Consider the following 18,962-nt stretch of genomic DNA (forward strand, 5'->3'; position numbering starts at 1 on the left):
CTGGGCCGGCCCGCGGCCCCCCACCCCCCGCCTCTAAACGGGCCCCGGCCCCCCGGGGCACCCCCCTTGCGCGGCGGGGGGGCCGGCGGCGGGGCCGGCGCCCCCGCCCCCGGGCCTCTTGCCGTGCGCCGCTCGTGCGCCGCGCTGCGCTTCTTGTTCAACTCATTGACACGAGTCATCTCCGGTCATAGTTTTCCCGCCGCCACACGTGGTGCCTAACGGGGTGTCAAGTCGGTTCTGCCGCATAGTGCGTTCAAAGGCCGAACAGCGACCCGCCGTTGGCACGTGTACACGCTTCACACAGTCGTGTTCGCGCATCAGGCACAGAAGGAAGTGACGGCTCATGTCCGACTCCGTGTCCCGCTCCGTGTCCCGGCGGTCAGCCCTCGGGCTGGCCGCCGGTGCGATCACCGTGGCAGCCGCGGCCACCGCCGGCGTGGCGGTGCCCTCGCACGCGGCCGCCCGCACCAGACAGGGCCCCGGCGCGGGCCCGCGCGTCGAATCCCTCATCGGCAAGCTCACGCTCGACGAGAAGATCTCCCTGCTGCACGGCGCCACCGACCCCAAGAGCCTCGGCCAGGCGGGATACGTCCCCGGCGTGCCGCGCCTGAAGATCCCGCCGCTGCGCCTCGCCGACGGCCCCGCGGGCGTCCGCGTCACGGCCCGCGCCACCGCCCTGCCCGCCCCCGTCCTGCTCGCCTCGGCCTTCGACCCCGTACTCGCCCGCCGCTACGGCCAGGTCATCGGACGCGAGGGGCGCGCACTGCAGCAGGACGTGCTGCTCTCGCCCATGGTCAACCTCATCCGCACGCCGTACGCGGGCCGCAACTTCGAGACCTTCGGCGAGGACCCGCTGCTCGCCGCCGACCTGGTGTCCGCCGAGATCAAGGGCATCCAGGGCGAGGGACTCATCGCGACCGTCAAGCACTTCGCCCTGAACAACCAGGAGAAGGACCGCATGTCCATCGACGTGCGGGCCGACGAACGGACCATGCACGAGATGGAGCTGCGCGGGTTCGAGGCGGCCGTCGCCGCGGGCACCGGCGCCGTCATGGGCGCGTACAACAAGGTCAACGGCACCTTCGCCTGCGAGAACAAAACGCTGCTCGACGACATCCTGCGCGCACGCTGGGGCTTCGAGGGCTGGGTGATGACCGACTGGTTCGCCCAGCACAGCACCGCCGCCGCCCTCGCCGCCGGGCTCGACATGGAGATGCCGGACGACGCCTACTACGGGGCCGCTCTGAAGAAGGCCGTCAGGAACGGCAGCGTTCCCGAGGCGCACGTCGACCGTTCGGTGCGCAGGATCCTCCGCGTCATGGACCGGTTCGGGCTGCTCGGCAAGAGCGTGCCGCCGCGGCCGGGGCGCGACGCGAAGGCCGGTGCGGCGATCGCCCTGGAGGTCGCCAAGGCGGGCGCCACGCTGCTGCACAACGCCCGCGGAACCCTGCCGCTGACCGGCCGCGCCGCCCGCGACATCGCCGTCATCGGCCCCACGGGCCGCTACCCGTTCGTCAGCGGAGGCGGCAGCGCCCACGTCGTCCCCGACCGCGCGGACAGCCCGCTCCACGCCATCACCGCACGGGCCGGGCGCGGCGCCGACGTCACGTATGCCCTGGGCGAGGACCTCTACGGCAAGGCCATCCCGCGACGCGCGCTCACCCCCGGCTTCGATACGGAGGGCCAGCGGGTCGCCGCCGGGAAGGAGTGGACGTACGAAGGGACGCTGACGCCCGCCGAGGCGGACGAGTGGACGCTCGTCGTCCACTACTCGGGCGAGCGGCCCAAGGTGGAGCTGGACGGCACCGAGCTCTATCCGACGCTGCCGGGTGTCGGCGAGTACTTCTCCGGCGGCCTCGTCTCCAGCGCGCCCGACGGGCTGAACGTGCGCCGGGCCACGCTGCGCCTCACCGGCGACGGGCACCGGCTGAGGATCAGGGCGAAGGGCGGCGAGAAGGGGCAGACGTTCCGGCTCCGCCGCGTCACCGGCGGCACCCGCGCGGCGGACGTCGCCGAGGCGGTACGGGCCGCGCGCGGCGCGCACAGCGTGATCCTCTTCGCGTACGAGGACGCGACCGAGGGCCAGGACCGCACGACCGTCGCGCTCCCCGGCCACCAGGAGCACCTGATCCGGGCGGTGACCGCCGCCAACCCGCGCACCACCGTCGTCCTGAACACCTCGTCGGCGACCTCGATGCCGTGGCTGGAGCGGACCGCCGCCGTGCTGCAGATGTACTACCCCGGCCAGGAGGGCGCGGCCGCCACCGCCGCCGTCCTGTTCGGCGACTGCGACCCCGGCGGCCGGCTCACCCAGTCCTTCCCGGTGGACGACGACCACCACCCGATGGCGGGCGACCCGCGCCGCTACCCCGGCGTCGACGGCGTCGAGGAGTACTCGGAGGGCATCCACGTCGGCTACCGCTGGTACGACGCCGAAGGAGTGCGGCCGCTCTTCCCCTTCGGGCACGGCCTCTCGTACACGACCTTCGCCTACCGGGATCTCGCCGTTCGCAGGGCGGGGCTGGGGCTGGACGTGAGCTTCACCGTGGGCAACACCGGCGGCCGCGACGGCGTCACCGTCGCGCAGGTCTACGTCGGCCCCTCGCCCGACCTGGAGCTGCCCCAGGCCGAGCGGGCGCTCGGTGGCTACCGGCGGCTCGCGCTGCGTGCGGGGGAGCGGCGGCGCGTCACCGTCCACGTCGACGGGCGCGCCCTGTCGGCGTGGGACGTCGAGCGTCATGGATGGGTGCGCGGCACCGGTCGGCGCACGGTGCAAGTGGGCACCTCCGCGGGCGACTTGATCCTCTCCGCATCCACCGTCGTCAAGGGAGGCGGCTCATGAGGGATAACGGCAGTGGCAGTGGCAGGGGCAGGGGCGGCGCGGGTGGGCGGGTGCGACGCCTCGCGTCGGTCGGGGCCGTCCTGGTGGCGGCCACCGCGGCAGCCCTCGTGCCGCTGCCGGCCGAGGCCCAGAGGGGAGCCGAGACCCGGCAGGGCGGCCCGGCCGCCGCGGACAGCACGCTGGTACGCACCGACGCCGGCTGGATCCGGGGCGAGGTGACCGCCGAGGGCCGCCAGTTCCTCGGCGTCCCCTACGCGCGCCGGCCCGTCGGGAGCCTGCGCTGGCGGGAGCCGCGCCCGGCGAAGGCCTGGCACGGGGTGCGCGGGGCGACAGCCTTCGGCAACCGCTGTGTGCAGAGCGCGAGTTGGGACCCAGGCTATGAGAACCCCACCCACACCGAGGACTGCCTCGACCTCAACGTCTACACGCCGAAGGGCCGCGCCGCGCACCGCCCCGTGATGGTGTGGCTGCACGGCGGCGGGCTGACCGCGGGCGCGGGGCGGGACATCGTGCCCGACGCCTTCGCCCGCCGGACCGGCGCTGTCGTCGTGACCGTCAACTACCGCCTCGGAGCGATGGGGTTCCTCGCGGCCGCGGGCCTCGACGGCGAGGCTTCCGACGGCGTGTCCGGCAACTACGGGCTGCTCGACCAGCAGGCCGCGCTGCGCTGGGTCCGCGCCAACATCGGCCGGTTCGGCGGCGACGCGGGCCGCGTCACCATCGCGGGCGAGTCCGCGGGCGGCCGGTCCGTCTGCACGCTGCTCGCCTCACCGACCGCCCGCGGCCTGTACCGCGCGGGCATCGTGGAGAGCGGCGCGTACGGTGACTGCGCGGGCCGCGAGCGACGGCGGGCGGCCGGTGACGGCAGAGCGTTCGCGAAGAAGGCGGGCTGCCCGGATCCGAAGACGGCCCTCGCCTGCCTGCGGGGCAAGTCCGCCAAGGAGATCCTCGCGGCGCAGGGCGGCTTCGACTGGGGCCCGGTCGTGGGCGGCGCGTTCCTGCCGGTGCAGCCCGCGCAGGCGTACGAGAAGGGGAGCGCGGCAGGGGTGCCCGTGCTGAACGGCGCCAACAGCGACGAAGGCCGCCTGTTCGCCTTCGGGCGGTTCGACGGGAAGGGCGAGCCGCTGACCGCCGAGCGGTACCCGGCGGCGCTCACCGAGGAGTACGGTCCCGGGCTCGGCCGTCGTGTCCTGCGGACCTATCCGCTCACGGAGCACGCCTCGCCCACGCACGCGTACGGCGCGGCGGTCGGCGACCGGATGTTCGCCTGCACGGCGCTGCGCATGGACAGGGCGCTCGCGGGCCGCGGGCCCGTCTACGCCTACGAGTTCGCGGACCGCACCTCGCCGCCCTTCGCGTCGCTGCGGAAGCTGGAGACCGACTTCGACTTCGGCGCGACACACGTCAACGAAGTGCAGTACCTCTTCAAGCACTTCGGCCTGGACTCGCCGTTCAACGCCGAACAGCGGGCACTGGCGCGGCAGATGGTGCAGTACTGGGGCTCCTTCGTCCGCACCGGCGTGCCGCGCGCCGAGGACGGGCCCGCCGCGCCCGACCAGCGGACCCGGCCGGGACGGGTGCTCTCCCTGCGCACCGCGTCGGCGGGCGGGACCGCGATCAGCACGACGGTGCACGACGAGCACCGGTGCGGCCTCTGGGACGCCGTTCCGGCCGAGTGAGGCCGTCCGGGTAGGCTGCCCGGCGTGCGCGTCCGTGGGGGGGAGCGCACGCCGGGCACACACACTTGGACCACGGGAGGAACCGGCGTTGCACGTTCAGGAGTGGCTGGAGCACGTACCAGCCGTCAGCATCTACGCGCTGGTGGGCCTCGTCATCGGACTGGAGAGCCTGGGCATCCCGCTGCCCGGTGAGATCGTCCTGGTCTCCGCGGCGCTGCTGTCCTCCCAGCACGGGGACCTCAACCCGGTGATCCTCGGGGCGTGCGCCACCGTGGGCGCCATCGTCGGCGACTCCATCGGGTACGCCATCGGACGCAAGGGCGGCCGGCCGCTCCTTGCCTGGCTGGAACGGAAATTCCCCAAGCACTTCAGCGCCGCCCATGTGGCGAGCGCCGAGCGCTCCTTCCAGAAGTGGGGCATGTGGGCGGTCTTCTTCGGCCGCTTCGTCGCCCTGCTCCGCATCTTCGCCGGGCCGCTCGCGGGCGTCCTGCGCATGCCGTACTGGAAGTTCCTGATCGCCAACGTGCTCGGCGGCGTCATCTGGGCGGGCGGCACCACCGCCGTCATCTACTACATCGGCGTCGTCGCCGAGGACTGGCTCAAGCGCTTCTCGTACGTGGGGCTCGGCATCGCCGTGCTGATCGGCATCGGCTCGATGCTGCTCGTCAAGCGCCGGGCGAAGAAGGCGGCGGCCGAGCTGGCGGCCGAGGAGGCCGCCGGAGCCGATGAGACCACGGCGGCCGAACCGCGCCCCGTCGCCGCCACCGACTGAACCGCCTGGTCAGCCCGGCGCGTGCGCGTCGCGGTGGGCTTTGACCAGCTCCAGGTACATCGTGCCGTTGAGGGTGATCCCCGCGCGTTCCTCGTCGGTGAGCGCCCTGCGGACCGTCGCGGGCACCCCCGCGACGAGCGAACCCGGCGGCACCTCCATGCCCTGCGGCACGAGGGCCTGTGCCGCCACGAGGGAGCCGGCGCCGATCACCGCGCCGTTGAGGACGGTCGCGCCCATGCCGATCAGGCAGTCGTCCTCGACGGTGCAGCCGTGCAGGACGGCGTTGTGCCCGACCGAGACGCGTTCCCCGATCGTGATGGGGAAGCCGGGGTCGACGTGCAGGCTGCAGTTGTCCTGGATGTTGCTGTCGGCGCCCACGACGATGGGCCCGCAGTCGGCGCGCAGCACCGCGCCGTACCAGGTGCTCGCCCCGGCGTGCAGGGTCACCTCGCCCAGCACGACGGACGTCGGCGCGGTGAACGCGTCCTGGTCGATCTTCGGGACCTTGCCGCCGATGCCGGTGACGAGTGCCTCGTGGCCCATCGGGTCTTCCCCTCTTTTGTCCGTCCGCGGTGCGTCGCGCCTGACGGCACCGTACGGGACGCCGCGGCGGCAGCCGCCGCGTGGGGCGAAGATCACAGGCCGGCGGCCTCCAGGGCCTTGCGGCACTGAGTAACGTGAGCGGGTGCCGAAGAACAGGAACACGTTCTCATCGCTTGCCGCCGGGCCCCGCCGGCTTGCACAGCGCGCCGTCCACGCGGGCTGGGAATGGGTGCAGCGCACCGGTGCGGTGACGGCCGCGCACCCCGGGAGGCTGCGATTCGGCGCGATCGGCGAGGGTACGCGGCTGGCCTTCCCGCAGGGCACCGTCTTCGGGGAGCCGTGGATCACCGTCGGCGACCACTGCATCGTCGGCCAGCACGTCACGCTCACCGCAGGCATGATGCCCGACCTCGACCTCGGCCCCGAGCCGATCCTGCGCATCGGCAACGGCGTGGTGCTCGGCCGCGGCAGCCACGTCATCGCCGACACGACGGTCTCGATCGGCGACGACTGCTACTTCGGCCCCTACGTGTACGTGACATCGACCAACCACTCCTACGACGACCCGCACACGCCCATCGGCAAGCAGTGGCCCCGCATGGAGCCGGTGGAGATCGGCCCCGGCTGCTGGATCGGGACGGGCGCGGTGATCCTGCCGGGCGCCCGGATCGGCCGCAACGTAGTGGTCGCCGCGGGCGCGGTCGTCCGGGGCGAGGTCCCCGACCACGCGGTGGTGGCGGGCGCGCCCGCCCGGGTCGTGCGCACCTGGGACGCCGACCAGGGGTGGCAGCCTCCGCTGCGCACGCCCGCACCGGTGCCGATTCCCGACGGCGTGACGCCGGAACAGCTGATCGCGCTCGGGGAGTTGGGGGAGGGCTGACACGGGGGCGGGGTGCGGGGCCGCGCAGTACGGTGTGGTGAACCATCTGGGATCATCAGGTGGACCGCGTGGTGGCTGTTCGCGCCGCACGGTGGTTGCTAGCACCGCACGGTGGTTCCCACTCCGTGGCCCCTGTCATCCGAAATCTGGACGGAAATGTGTCGGACCTCGATCAGCTGACCCAGTCGCTCGCCCGCAGCCTCAAGCGCAGACGCAACGAGAGGGGCTTCACCCTCGACGCCCTGGCGGCGCGCGCGGGCGTGAGCCGCGGCATGATCATCCAGATCGAGCAGGCCAGGACCAACCCGAGCGTGGGCATCACCGTGAAGCTCGCGGACGCCCTGGGCATCAGCATCACGACCCTCCTCGACTACGAACAGGGCTCGCAGGTCCGGCTCGTGCCGCCGGAGCAGGCGGTGCGCATGTGGTCCACCGAAGCGGGCAGCAGCACCACGCTGCTCGTCGGGACCGAGGCGCGCGGCCCCTTCGAGCTGTGGTCCTGGCACCTGGCGCCGGGCGAGGGCAGGGACTCCGACGCGCATCCGCCCGGCACCGTCGAGCTGCTGCACGTCTCACGGGGCGAGCTGACGCTCGTCGTGGACGGCGCGGAGCACGTGCTGCCCGCTGGAACGTCCGTGACCTTTGAGGCCGATGTGGCGCACGGCTACCACAACAAGGGCGCCGAGCCCGTCGAGATGACGATGTCGATCTCGGTGCCGCCGGCCCACGCGCCCTCGCACTGAGGGCCTGTCTTTGAACCCCAGGCGAGGGTTCAAAGGCAGGGTCTCACGGGTCGAGACCGCCGCGCGCCACGAGCTGACGCGCGATCACATTGCGCTGGATCTCATTGGTCCCCTCGCCGACGATCATCAGCGGCGCGTCGCGGAAGTAGCGTTCGACGTCGAACTCCGTCGAGTAGCCGTGGCCGCCGTGGATGCGGACCGCGTCGAGGGCGATCCGCATGGCCGTCTCCGACGCGAAGAGCTTGGCCATTCCCGCCTCCATGTCCACGCGCCGCCCCGCATCGGCCGCGCGGGCCGCGTGCAGGGTGAGCTGGCGGGCCGCGGAGAGCGAAGTGGCCATGTCCGCCAGGTAGTTGCCGATGGACTGGTGCTGCCAGATCGGGACGCCGAACGACTCGCGCTCCTGGGCGTAGCGCAGCGCGTCCTCGAACGCGGCGCGGCCCACCCCGAGGGCGCGGGCCGCGACCTGCAGTCGTCCCGTTTCCAGGCCCTTCATCATCTGCGTGAACCCGCGGCCCTCGACGCCGCCGAGCAGCGCGTCGGGCGGGGCGCGGTAGCCCTCGAAGGTCAGCTCGCAGCTCTCCACGCCCTTGTAGCCGAGCTTCGGCAGATCGCGCGAGACGGTCAGGCCCGGGCCGTGTTCGACGAGCAGGACGGAGATGCCGCGGTGGCGGGGTTCGGCGGCCGGGTCCGTCTTGCAGAGCAGCGCGATGAGCCGGGAGCGGCGGGAGTTGGTGATCCATGTCTTCGCGCCGTCGACGACGTACCCGTCGCCGTCCTCGGCGCGGCGCGCGACCGTGCGCAGCGCCTGCAGGTCCGAGCCGCCGCCCGGCTCGGTCAGGGCCATCGTGGCGCGCACTTCGCCGGTGGCCAGCCGGGGCAGCCAGTGGCGCCGCTGCCGCGGGGTGCCGAAGTGCAGGAGCATCTTGGCGACGACCGTGTGGCCGCCCATGGCGCCCGCCAGACTCATCCAGCCGCGCGCCAGTTCCTCGGTGATTAGGACGTAGCACGGCGTGGAGACGGGCGTCCCGCCGAACTCCTCGGGGACGGCGAGGCCGAAGACGCCGAGCTCCTTCATCCCTTCGATGAGCGCTTCGGGGTAGGTGTCGGAGCGCTCCAACTCCCGTACGACCGGCCTGACCTGGCGGTCGACGAAATCCCGCACGGTGGTCACGACCAGCCGTTCGTCACAGGGGAGGTCGTCGAGGGTGCTCACCGGCAGACCCCGTCCTCGTACAGCCGGGCAATGGCGTCCGGCGTGCGGCCCAGCTCGGTGAGGATCGCGTCCGTGTGCTCCCCGGCCGCGGGCACGGGGCCCATCCGCGGGGCGACACCGGAGAGGATGGCCGGTGGCAGCAGGGCCTGTACGGATTCCTGGGTGCCGGGCACGTGGATGTCCTGCCAGCGGCCGCGTTCGGCGAGCACGGGGTGGGCCAGGAACTCGTGGACCGAGTTGACCCCGGCGTTGGCGATGCCCGTGCGGTCGAGCAGCTCCATCGCCCGGTCGCCGTCGAGCTCGGCGAAGCGTACGCGGATGAGCGCGTCGAGCGCGTCACGGTGGGCCACGCGGGCGGTGCCGGTGGCGAACCGCGGATCGTCCGTCAGCTCGGGGCGGCCGAGGAACTCGCGGCACAGCGCCGCCCATTCGCGCTCGTTCTGCACCGAGAGCAGCACGTCCTTCCCGTCGGACGCGGTGAACGGGCCGTACGGCGCGACCGTCGCATGGCGCGCACCGACGCGCGGCGGCTGGCTGCCGCCGTAGCGCGTGTAGTACGCGGGCTGGCTCATCCACTCGGCGAGCGCGTCGAAGAGGGACACCTCGACGGTGGGCGCGCGGCCCGTCGTCGCCCGGGTGTACAGCGCCGACAGGATGCCGCTGTACGCGTACATCCCGCCCGCGATGTCGGCCACCGAGATCCCCACGCGTACCGCCTCGTCCGGGGTGCCGGTCAGCTGGAGGAGCCCGGTCTGGCACTGCACGAGCAGGTCGTACGCCTTGCGGTCCGCCCAGGGCCCGTCCGTGCCGTAGCCGCTGACGGTGCAGGGGATGAGGGACGGATGGCGTTCCTGCAGCTCCTCGGCGCCCAGGCCCATGCGGGCGGCGGCGCCGGGGGCCAGATTCTGCACGAACACGTCGGCCTGCGCGAGCAGTTCCTCGAGGATCTGCCGTCCGTCCGCCGACTTGAGGTCGAGGGTGAGCGACTCCTTGGACCGGTTGAGCCAGACGAAATAGCTGGCCTGACCGCGCACGGTCGTGTCGTAACGACGGGCGAAGTCACCGCCGGGCCGCTCGACCTTGATGATCCGGGCCCCGAGATCGGCGAGCTGCCGGGTGGCGAAGGGCGCGGCGACGGCCTGCTCAAGGCTGACGACGGTGATGCCGGCGAGGGGGAGGGAGTGGGGAGGAGGCATGCCGCGTCTGTACCCCGCGGGCCGTGTGGCTCATACATGTGTGCGTGGTGATCTGCGACAAGGGCAACGACGGCCCCATCACCCACAGGACAGCACCGGTGGCCGTGGCGTTTTCCGTGGGTTCAGCCTCGGCCTTTGATGCCCGACCCCGTGGAGCCCCGCACCACCAGCTCCGGCATGAAGGCGAACTCGCCGTGCGGGGCGGGGGTTCCGCCGATCTCTTCGAGCAGGGCGCGGACCGCCGCCTGGCCCATCGCCTGGACGGGCTGGCGGATCGTGGTCAGGGGCGGGTCGGTGAACGCGATGAGCGGGGAGTCGTCGAAGCCGACCACGGAGATGTCCCGGGGGACGCTCAGGCCCACGTCGCGGGCGGCTCGGACGGCGCCGAGGGCCATCATGTCGCTGGCACACACGATGGCCGTGCAGCCGCGGTTGATGAGGGTGGTGGCCGCGGCCTGGCCGCCCTCCAGGGTGTAGAGGGAGTGCTGGATCAGGTCCTCCGACTCCTCGTCCGAGAGGCCGAGGCGTTCGAGGAGGCCGAGGCGGAAGCCCTCGATCTTGCGGACCACGGGGACGAACCGCTTGGGGCCGACCGCGAGGCCGATCCGGGTGTGGCCGAGCGACGTCAGGTGGGTGACGGCGAGGCGCATGGCGGCGCGGTCGTCGGTGGAGACGAAGGGGGCCGCGACCTCGGGGGAGAAGCCGTTGACCAGGACGAAGGGGACGTCCTGGCCGCGCAGCGCCGCGTAGCGCGTCATGTCGGCGGTGGTGTCGGCGTGCAGGCCGGAGACGAAGATGATGCCGCTGACCCCGCGGTCCACGAGCATCTCGGTGAGTTCGTCCTCGGTGGAGCCGCCCGGTGTCTGGGTGGCGAGCACCGGCGTGTAGCCCTGGCGGGTCAGCGCCTGCGCGATGACCTGGGCGAAGGCGGGGAAGATCGGGTTGTCCAGCTCGGGTGTGATGAGGCCGATGAGTCCGGCGCTGCGGCGGCGCAGCCGCACGGGCCGTTCGTACCCGAGGACGTCGAGGGCGGCGAGCACCGCCTCGCGGGTGGCCGCGGCCACCCCGGGCTTGCCGTTGAGGACGCGGCTCACGGTGGCTTCACTGACCCCCGCGTGGGCTGCGATGTCGACAAGCCGTGCAGTCATGGCACTGGACTGTACCTGTCGGCGCAGGGATTGCACACTGCCGGTGAAAGCTTGCGGAAAGTGCTGTCTTGCAAGAGCCTTGCAGACACCTTCAACACCTCCGCCAGGCCTGGCCGTTACCGCCCGCACCCGGCTGACCGGCCTCGATGCCCCACCCCACAGCCCTGTCAAGCGCGGCAGCGGCAACGGTAAGGACACGCAGAAGTAACGATCGCCGGGCCTTGCAGAAATTTTCCGCAAGCTCTTTCGGCAACATTCCAACGCTGTTACGTTCCTGGCAACCCGGCGCCGCGTCCAGAGCGGCCAGCAGGAGGCACCTCCTCGTCTCCCCGTGATTCCGGGATCAGTTGAAGGAGTTCACATGCGGCGTGGCATAGCGGCCACCGGGCTGATCGCGGCCCTGGCCCTGACAGCGGCAGCGTGCGGGAGCGGCGACGAAGACAGCGGCGGCAGCAAGGGCGGAAAGCTCTCCGGCACCGTCACCTTCTGGGACACCTCGAACGACGCCGAGAAGGGCGCGTACGAGAAGCTCGCCAAGGGCTTCGAGAAGCTGCACCCGGACGTCAAGGTCGACTATGTGAACGTCCCGTTCGGCGAGGCCAACGCCAAGTTCAAGAACGCCGCGGGCGGCAACTCCGGCGCCCCGGACGTGATGCGCACCGAGGTCGCCTGGACCCAGGACTTCGCCTCGCTCGGCTACCTCGCCCCGCTCGACGGTACCGTCGCGCTCGACAAGCCGGACGACTACCTCCCGCAGGCCGCGGCGAGCACGAAGTTCAAGGGCAAGACCTACGCCGCGCCCCAGACCATCGACACCCTGGCGCTCTTCTACAACAAGAAGATGCTCAAGGCCGCCGGGGCCGACGTGCCGAAGTCCTTCGACGAGGTGAAGTCCGCCGCGAAGAAGATCAGGTCGAAGTCCGGCAAGACCGGTCTCTACCTGCGCGGCGACGACCCGTACTACTACCTCCCGTACCTCTACGGAGAGGGCGGTGACCTGCTGGACACCAAGAACAAGAAGGTCACGGTCGACGACGCCGAGGGCACCAAGGCCTTCTCGGTGATGAAGGACCTGGTCGACTCCAAGGCGGCGGTCACCGACGCGAGCGACGGCTACAACAACCAGCTCAACGCCTTCAAGGACGGCGACGTCGCGATGGCGCTCGACGGCCCGTGGTCCATCGAAGGCGCCCTGAAGGGCAAGGAGTTCAAGGACGACAAGGGCAATCTCGCAGTCGCCCCTGCCCCGGCCGGCAGCGCGCGCCAGGGTGCTCCGCAGGGCGGCTGGAACCTCGCCGCGTACGCCGGTTCCGGGAACCTCGACGCGTCGTACGAGTTCATCAAGTACATGAGCTCCGCCAAGGTGCAGCAGCAGACCACCGAGCAGCTGAGCCTGCTGCCGACCCGCACGTCCGTCTACGACGTGAAGTCCGTCAAGGACAACCAGATGGTGCAGTTCTTCAAGCCCGCCGTGGCCAAGTCCGTGCAGCGGCCGTGGATCCCGGAGGCCAACGCGCTCTTCGAGCCGATCCGCCTGCAGCTGGAGAAGGTGCTCAGCGGCAAGTCCTCGCCCGAGCAGGGCGCCAAGGGCATCGGCGACGCCTACCGCAAGCTCCTCAAGGGCTACAAGTAAAAGGGCTACGAGTAAGAGGAAGGGCAGACCGACCCATGGCTGTCGAGACCGGCCGGTCGGTGGCGAAGGCCGCGGATGCCAGGAGCATCCGCGGCCGCGGCCGCCGTCCCGCCAAGAACCCGGGAGGGCTGCGCAGGGCGCTGGCCACCCACTGGTACGCGTGGGCCATGGTTGCCCCCGTGGTGATCGTGATCGGCGTGATCGTCGGCTACCCGCTGGTGCGGGGCATGTACCTCTCGACGACCGACGCCAACGAGGCGAACGTCGAACGGCACATCGGCGTCAACGACATCCCGGCCACGTACAAGTCCGTCGGTCTCGACAACTACGCGTCGATCCTGTCCGACGGCGTCTTCTGGGACCGCCTCACCTGGACCGTGGTGTGGACTGTCTCCTGCGTCGCGCTCTCCTTCGCGCTCGGTCTCGGGCTCGCCACGATGCTCAACCGCAAGCTGACGGGGCGCTCCTTCTACCGGATGGCGCTGATCCTGCCGTGGGCGGTGCCGGCCTTCGTCTCGGTCTTCACCTGGCGGCTGCTCTTCAACGAGAAGAAGGGCATCCTCAACAAGATCCTCGAAGGCGGCGGCATCGACGCGGTCCCGTGGCTCAACGACCCCACCTGGGCGAAGCTTTCGGTGATCACCGTCAACGTCTGGCTCGGCGTGCCGTTCATGCTGGTGGCCATGCTCGGCGGCCTGCAGTCCATCCCGGGCGAGCTGTACGAGGCGGCCGAGATGGACGGCGCGGGCGCCTGGCAGCGCTTCCGGCACATCACGCTGCCGGGGCTGCGCTCCGTGGCCAGCACGGTGATCCTGATCAGCGGCATCTGGACCTTCAACATGTTCCCGGTGATCTTCCTGCTGACCAGGGGCGGCCCGGGAGACGCCACCGAGATCCTCGTGACGTACGCCTACCGGCTCTCGTTCGTCGTCAGCCCCCGCGACTTCGCGGGCTCGGCGGCCTGGGGCGTGCTCATCCTGGCCCTCCTGTCGATCATCGCGGTGGCCTACCGCCGCGCGCTCCGCAAGCAAGGAGAGGTGTGGTGACCACCGTGCCGACCGGCATCGAGAAGAAGAAGCGCAAGCCCAGGGGGCGCGACGAGCGCGGGCCGCTGGCCTCGGTCGCCCTGCACCTGACGCTGCTGCTCGCCGGCGCCGTCGCCGTGGGGCCTCCGCTGTGGCTCCTGGTCACCTCGTTCAAGCCGGAGAGCGAGGCCTTCTCCACCGACCTGGTGAAGGACTTCACCTTCGGCAACTACGACCACGTCCTGAACGACACCGAGTTCCCCAACTGGCTCCTCAACTCCCTGATCGTGGTGGGCCTGACCACGGTGATCGGCGTCTTCATCGCCGCCACCACCGGCTACGCGGTGAGCCGCTTCAGGTTCCCCGGCATGCGGCCGCTGATGTGGCTGCTCCTGATCACCCAGATGTTCCCGGTCGCGGTGCTGATCGTGCCGCTGTACAACCTCCTGGCCAGCCTGGGCCTGCTCAACCAGCCCATCGGCCTCGTCGTCACGTATCTGACGATCGCCGTGCCGTTCTGCGCCTGGATGATGAAGGGGTACTTCGACACCATCCCCGTCGAGATCGACGAGGCCGGCCGGGTGGACGGGCTCAACCCCTTCGGCACCTTCTGGCGGCTCATCGTGCCGCTCGCCAAGCCGGGCCTGGCCGTCACCGGGTTCTACAGCTTCATCACCGGATGGGCCGAGGTCGCCTACGCCTCCGCCTTCATGACCGGCGAGGAGAACCTCACGCTCGCCGGTGGACTGCAGACCTTCGTCAACCAGTACACCAGCGACTGGGGTTCGCTCACGGCCGCCGCCGTCATCGTCGCGGTGCCCGCCGCGATCATCTTCGGCTTCGCCCAGCGTCACCTCGTCTCCGGCCTGACCGCGGGCGCGACGAAGTCCTGAGAGCCTGCCTTCGAACCCCCGCCTGCGCCCCGACGCCCGGCACGCACGGTGCGCACGCCACGTCGGCGGCGCCGGACCGACACCGTCCGGCGCCGCCCCCACCACACTCGATCCCCAGGGAAGACATGACCCAGCACCTCGCTGCCCCTGCCGCCCCCACCACCGAGACGCACACGGACTGGTGGCGCGGCGCGGTGATCTACCAGGTGTACCCGCGCAGCTTCGCCGACGGCAACGGCGACGGCATGGGCGACCTGGCAGGCATCCGCAGCCGGCTGCCGTACCTCAGGGACCTCGGCGTCGACGCCGTCTGGCTCAGCCCGTTCTACGCGTCCCCGCAGGCCGACGCGGGCTACGACGTCGCCGACTACCGGGCCATCGACCCCATGTTCGGCAGCCTCCTGGACGCCGACGCGCTCATCCGCGACGCCCACGAGCTGGGCCTGCGCATCATCGTGGACCTGGTGCCCAACCACTCGTCCGACCGCCACGACTGGTTCCGGCGCGCACTGGACGAGGGACCCGGGTCCCCGCTGCGGGAGCGCTACCACTTCCGCCCCGGCAAGGGCGCCGACGGTCAACTCCCGCCCAACGACTGGGAGTCCATCTTCGGCGGGCCCGCCTGGACCCGGGTGCCCGACGGCGAGTGGTACCTGCACCTCTTCGCGCCCGAGCAGCCCGACTTCAACTGGGAACACCCCGCCGTCCGGGACGAGTTCCGCTCCATCCTGCGCTTCTGGCTCGACATGGGCGTGGACGGCTTCCGCGTCGACGTGGCGCACGGCCTGGTCAAGGCGGCCGGTCTGCCCGACATCGGCAGCCGCGACCAGCTCAAGCTGCTCGGCAACGACGTCATGCCGTTCTTCGACCAGGACGGCGTGCACGAGATCTACCGCAGCTGGCGGCAGGTGCTCGAGGAGTACGCGGGAAGCGAATCAGGGCCCGAAGAGCCATCCTCAGAAGGGCGGTGGTGGGAGCCGGGTGGGCGGATCCTCGTCGCCGAGGCGTGGACCCCGACCGTCGAGCGCTCCGCCCACTACGTGCGGCCCGACGAGATGCACCAGGCCTTCAACTTCCAGTATCTCGGCACCTCGTGGGACGCCGCCGAGCTGCGCCAGGTCATCGATGTGTCGCTGGCCGCGATGCGTCCCGTGGGCGCGCCCGCCACCTGGGTGCTCTCCAACCACGACGTGACCCGGCACGCCACGCGCCTCGCCAACCCGCCGGGTCTCGGCACCCAGCTGCGGACCGCGGGCGACCGCGCGCTCGGCCTGCGCCGGGCCCGCGCCGCGACCCTGTTGATGCTCGCCCTGCCCGGCTCCGCCTACCTCTACCAGGGCGAGGAGCTCGGTCTGCCCGACGTCACGGACCTGCCCGACGAGGCGCGTCAGGACCCGTCGTTCCACCGGGCCGAGGGGCAGGACGGGTTCCGGGACGGCTGCCGGGTGCCCATCCCGTGGACCGTCGAAGGGCCCTCGTACGGCTTCGGGACGGGCGGCAGCTGGCTGCCGCAGCCCGCCGACTGGGGCAAGCTGAGCGTGCAGGCGCAGACCGGCGACCCCGGCTCGACCCTGGAGCTGTACCGCAGTGCGCTCGCCGTGCGCCGCGCGCAGCCGGGGCTCGGCGCGGGCGGGGCGATCGAGTGGCTCGACGCCCCCGACGGCGTGCTCGCGTTCGCCAGGCCGGGCTTCGTGTGCACCGTCAACACCACCGCCGAAGCCGTACGGATCCCGGCCCCCGGCCGTGTCCTGCTCGCCGTCGAGGAGCCGGAGGTCGTCGACGGGAGCGTGCGGCTGCCCGCCGACACCACCGTCTGGTGGGCGGTGTGACCCTCCCCTCCGTGCCGCGGGACGCCCATCGGGGCGCCCCGCGGCTCCTGGACCTCGCGGCCCGGGCCGGCGTCAGCGAGGCCACCGCGAGCCGGGTGCTCAACGGCAAGGCGGGGGTGGCGGCGGACACCCGGCGCCGGGTCCTCGCCGCCCTCGCCGCCCTCGATGTTCTCGGTTACGAGCGCCCCACCCGGCTGAAGCGGCGCAGCGCCGGTCTGGTGGGCCTGGTCATCCCCGAGCTCACCAACCCGATCTTCCCGGCCTTCGCGCAGGTCATCGAGCAGGTCCTTGCCGGACACGGCTACACCCCGATGCTCTGCACGCAGATGCCGGGCGGCGCCACCGAGGACGAGCTGGTCGAGCAGCTGGAGGACCGCGGCGTCAGCGGCATCATCTTCCTCTCGGGGCTGCACGCCGACCTGACGGCCGACACCGCGCGCTACCGCGAACTGGCCCGCCGGGGCGTGCCGTTCGTCCTCGTCAACGGCTACAACGAGGGCATCCCGGGCTCCTTCGTGTCGCCCGACGACCGCTCGGCCGTGCGGATGGCGGTGCGCCACCTCGTCGACCTGGGGCACGAGCGGATCGGCCTGGCGATCGGCCCGACCCGGTACGTTCCCTCCCTGCGCAAGGCGGAGGGGTTCGCGGCGGCGCTGCACACCATGCTCGGCGTGGCGCCCCGGGAGGCCGAACGGCTCGTGCAGCGCACCCTGTTCACCGTCGAGGGCGGGCAGGCCGCGGCCGGCGCCCTGCTCGACCTGGGGTGCACGGCGATGGTCTGCGGCAGCGACCTGATGGCGCTCGGCGCCGTCAGAACCGTGTGCGAGCGCGGCCTCGCCGTGCCCGGCGACGTCTCCGTGGTCGGTTTCGACGACTCCCAGCTCATCGCCTTCACCGACCCGCCGCTGACCACGGTCCGACAGCCGGTGCGGGCGATGGCGAGCGCCGCGGTGGGCGCCCTCCTTGAGGAGATCGACGGAAATCCCGTGCAGCGCACGGAGTTCGTCTTCCAGCCGGAGCTGGTCGTGCGCGGGTCCACCGGGGTGTGTCCAGAGGGTTGACCCCGTCCTGGGGGCGCCATACGGTCCAACCCGCAACAACTTGTGCTGACTTGCTGCAAGAAGTTGCCGCAGGTTCCCCCCAACGCGCAGGAGGTACCCATGACCGGCCGGATCGTCAGACGCCGCAGGCCCATAGCGGCCGCGCTCGCCCTGCTGGCGGGGGTGGCGGGCAGCGTCGTCGCCGGAGCCCCCGGCGCCCAGGCCGCCCCGCCCGGCGCCAAGGACGTCACCGCCGTCCTCTTCGAGTGGAACTTCGCCTCGGTGGCCAAGGCCTGCACGGACCGGCTCGGCCCGGACGGCTACGGATACGTGCAGGTGTCGCCGCCCCAGGAGCGCCTCAAGGGCGACGCCTGGTGGGCCGCGTACCAGCCGGTCAGCTACAGGATCGGCTCCCGGCTCGGCGACCGGGCCGCCTTCAGGAGCATGGTCGACACCTGCCACTCCGCCGGGGTGAAGGTCGTCGCCGACGCGGTGATCAACCACATGACCAACGCCTCCGGCACCGGCTCGGCGGGCTCCGCCTTCTCCAAGTACGACTACCCCGGCACGTATGCGGCCGCCGACATGGACGACTGCAAGGCCGACATCAGCGACTACCGGGACCGCTGGAACGTCCAGCACTGCGAACTGGGCGGCCTGGCCGACCTCGACAGCGGCGAGGAGTACGTGCGCGGCCGCATCGCCACGTACCTGAACGACCTCCTCTCGCTCGGCGTGGACGGCTTCCGTGTGGACGCGGCCAAGCACATACCCGTCGACGACCTGAAGAACATCAAGTCGCGGCTGAGCAACCCCGGCGTGTACTGGAAGCAGGAGACCCTGTACGGCGCGGGCGAGGCGGTCTCCCCGAGCGAGTACACCGGCACCGGCGACCCCCAGGAGTTCCGCTACGCCTGGGACCTCAAGCGCGTCTTCAACGACGAGAAGCTCTCCTACCTGAAGAACTTCGGCGAGGGCTGGGGCTATCTGCCCAGCGGCACGGCCTCGGTGTTCGTCACCAACCACGACACCGAGCGCCACGGCCAGACCCTCAACTACAAGGACGGCGCCAACTACACGCTCGCGCACGTCTTCATGCTGGCCTGGCCCTACGGTTCCCCCGACGTCCACTCCGGCTACGAGTTCAGTGACACCGACGCCGGGTCGCCGCGCGGCGGGCAGGTGAAGGCCTGTTACAGCGACGGCTGGAAGTGCCAGCACGCCTGGCCGGAGATCCGCGGCATGGTCAAGTTCCGCAACACCGCTCGCGGCGCGTCGGTCACCGACTGGTGGGACAACGGCAACGACGCCATCGCCTTCGGCCGCGGCAACAGGGCGTACGCCGTCATCAACCACGAGGGCTCCGCCGTCGACCGCACCTTCCAGACCTCCCTGGCGGGCGGTACGTACTGCGACGTGCAGAGCGGCAGGAAGGTCACCGTGGACGGCTCGGGCCGGTTCACCGCGTCGGTCGCCCCGAACACCGCGCTCGCACTGCACACCGGCGCCAAGAACTGCTGAGC

At 71.5% G+C, this 18,962-nt stretch carries 14 protein-coding genes and 1 pseudogene; 11 read left to right on the top strand and 4 right to left on the bottom strand.

Annotation, left to right across the window (positions count from 1 at the left end; genetic code table 11):
- Positions 1 to 343 precede the first annotated feature (343 nt).
- The 3 genes from ACFVYL_RS21950 to ACFVYL_RS21960 all read left to right on the top strand — a co-directional run bounded on the left by ACFVYL_RS21950 (position 344) and on the right by ACFVYL_RS21960 (position 5,293).
- Positions 344 to 2,842 carry a beta-glucosidase gene (locus ACFVYL_RS21950; RefSeq protein WP_389718652.1) on the top strand — a complete coding sequence of 833 codons (2,499 nt, stop codon included), beginning with the start codon at positions 344 to 346 and terminating at the stop codon, positions 2,840 to 2,842.
- Complete coding sequence (locus ACFVYL_RS21955) at positions 2,839 to 4,521, top strand: carboxylesterase/lipase family protein (protein WP_389718654.1); 1,683 nt, start codon at positions 2,839 to 2,841, stop codon at positions 4,519 to 4,521. The genes ACFVYL_RS21950 and ACFVYL_RS21955 overlap by 4 nt, the downstream gene beginning before the upstream one ends.
- A gap of 88 nt (positions 4,522 to 4,609) precedes the next feature.
- Positions 4,610 to 5,293, top strand: coding sequence for a DedA family protein (locus ACFVYL_RS21960; RefSeq protein WP_389718657.1), 684 nt, complete (start codon positions 4,610 to 4,612; stop codon positions 5,291 to 5,293).
- A gap of 9 nt (positions 5,294 to 5,302) precedes the next feature.
- On the opposite strand, the gene ACFVYL_RS21965 is transcribed toward ACFVYL_RS21960, so the two are convergent.
- The gene (locus ACFVYL_RS21965; RefSeq protein WP_389718659.1) at positions 5,303 to 5,836 is read right to left on the bottom strand and encodes a gamma carbonic anhydrase family protein; all 534 of its coding nucleotides are present in this window, start codon (positions 5,834 to 5,836) and stop codon (positions 5,303 to 5,305) included.
- 142 nt (positions 5,837 to 5,978) lie between these two features.
- Between ACFVYL_RS21965 and ACFVYL_RS21970 the strand changes: the two genes are divergently transcribed.
- Both ACFVYL_RS21970 and ACFVYL_RS21975 read left to right on the top strand, forming a co-directional pair.
- The gene (locus ACFVYL_RS21970) at positions 5,979 to 6,716 is read left to right on the top strand and encodes an acyltransferase (protein WP_389718662.1); all 738 of its coding nucleotides are present in this window, start codon (positions 5,979 to 5,981) and stop codon (positions 6,714 to 6,716) included.
- Between the two features lie 158 nt (positions 6,717 to 6,874).
- Complete coding sequence (locus ACFVYL_RS21975) at positions 6,875 to 7,459, top strand: helix-turn-helix domain-containing protein (protein ID WP_389718665.1); 585 nt, start codon at positions 6,875 to 6,877, stop codon at positions 7,457 to 7,459.
- Positions 7,460 to 7,502: 43 nt separating this feature from the next.
- Here the strand turns inward: ACFVYL_RS21975 and ACFVYL_RS21980 are convergent, their stop codons facing one another.
- The 3 genes from ACFVYL_RS21980 to ACFVYL_RS21990 all read right to left on the bottom strand — a co-directional run bounded on the left by ACFVYL_RS21980 (position 7,503) and on the right by ACFVYL_RS21990 (position 11,019).
- On the bottom strand, positions 7,503 to 8,675 hold the full coding sequence (locus tag ACFVYL_RS21980; protein WP_389718667.1) for an acyl-CoA dehydrogenase family protein: 1,173 nt from the start codon (positions 8,673 to 8,675) through the stop codon (positions 7,503 to 7,505).
- Complete coding sequence (locus ACFVYL_RS21985; RefSeq protein WP_389718670.1) at positions 8,672 to 9,871, bottom strand: CaiB/BaiF CoA transferase family protein; 1,200 nt, start codon at positions 9,869 to 9,871, stop codon at positions 8,672 to 8,674. Before ACFVYL_RS21985 ends, ACFVYL_RS21980 begins: the two co-directional genes overlap by 4 nt.
- A 122-nt stretch (positions 9,872 to 9,993) precedes the next feature.
- Positions 9,994 to 11,019, bottom strand: a complete 1,026-nt coding sequence (locus tag ACFVYL_RS21990; protein WP_389718672.1) for a LacI family DNA-binding transcriptional regulator — start codon at positions 11,017 to 11,019, stop codon at positions 9,994 to 9,996.
- A 361-nt stretch (positions 11,020 to 11,380) separates the two neighbouring features.
- Between ACFVYL_RS21990 and ACFVYL_RS21995 the strand changes: the two genes are divergently transcribed.
- The 6 genes and pseudogenes from ACFVYL_RS21995 to ACFVYL_RS22020 form a co-directional block, all read left to right on the top strand.
- On the top strand, positions 11,381 to 12,652 hold the full coding sequence (locus ACFVYL_RS21995; RefSeq protein ID WP_389718675.1) for an extracellular solute-binding protein: 1,272 nt from the start codon (positions 11,381 to 11,383) through the stop codon (positions 12,650 to 12,652).
- Between the two features lie 35 nt (positions 12,653 to 12,687).
- Positions 12,688 to 13,698, top strand: a complete 1,011-nt coding sequence (locus tag ACFVYL_RS22000) for a carbohydrate ABC transporter permease (RefSeq protein WP_389718678.1) — start codon at positions 12,688 to 12,690, stop codon at positions 13,696 to 13,698.
- Entirely contained in the window at positions 13,695 to 14,570 is an 876-nt protein-coding gene (locus ACFVYL_RS22005) for a sugar ABC transporter permease (RefSeq protein WP_389718680.1), read from the top strand. The genes ACFVYL_RS22000 and ACFVYL_RS22005 overlap by 4 nt, the downstream gene beginning before the upstream one ends.
- Before the next feature lie 125 nt (positions 14,571 to 14,695).
- Complete coding sequence (locus ACFVYL_RS22010; RefSeq protein WP_389718682.1) at positions 14,696 to 16,399, top strand: glycoside hydrolase family 13 protein; 1,704 nt, start codon at positions 14,696 to 14,698, stop codon at positions 16,397 to 16,399.
- Positions 16,387 to 17,460, top strand: coding sequence for a LacI family DNA-binding transcriptional regulator (locus ACFVYL_RS22015; RefSeq protein ID WP_389718684.1), 1,074 nt, complete (start codon positions 16,387 to 16,389; stop codon positions 17,458 to 17,460). The genes ACFVYL_RS22010 and ACFVYL_RS22015 overlap by 13 nt, the downstream gene beginning before the upstream one ends.
- A gap of 99 nt (positions 17,461 to 17,559) precedes the next feature.
- A pseudogene (locus tag ACFVYL_RS22020) lies at positions 17,560 to 18,957 on the top strand (alpha-amylase family protein); the annotation flags it as partial.
- Between the last annotated feature and the right edge of the window lie 5 nt (positions 18,958 to 18,962).

The sequence above is a fragment of the Streptomyces sp. NPDC058308 genome, assembly GCF_042880275.1.
GTDB lineage: Bacteria > Actinomycetota > Actinomycetes > Streptomycetales > Streptomycetaceae > Streptomyces.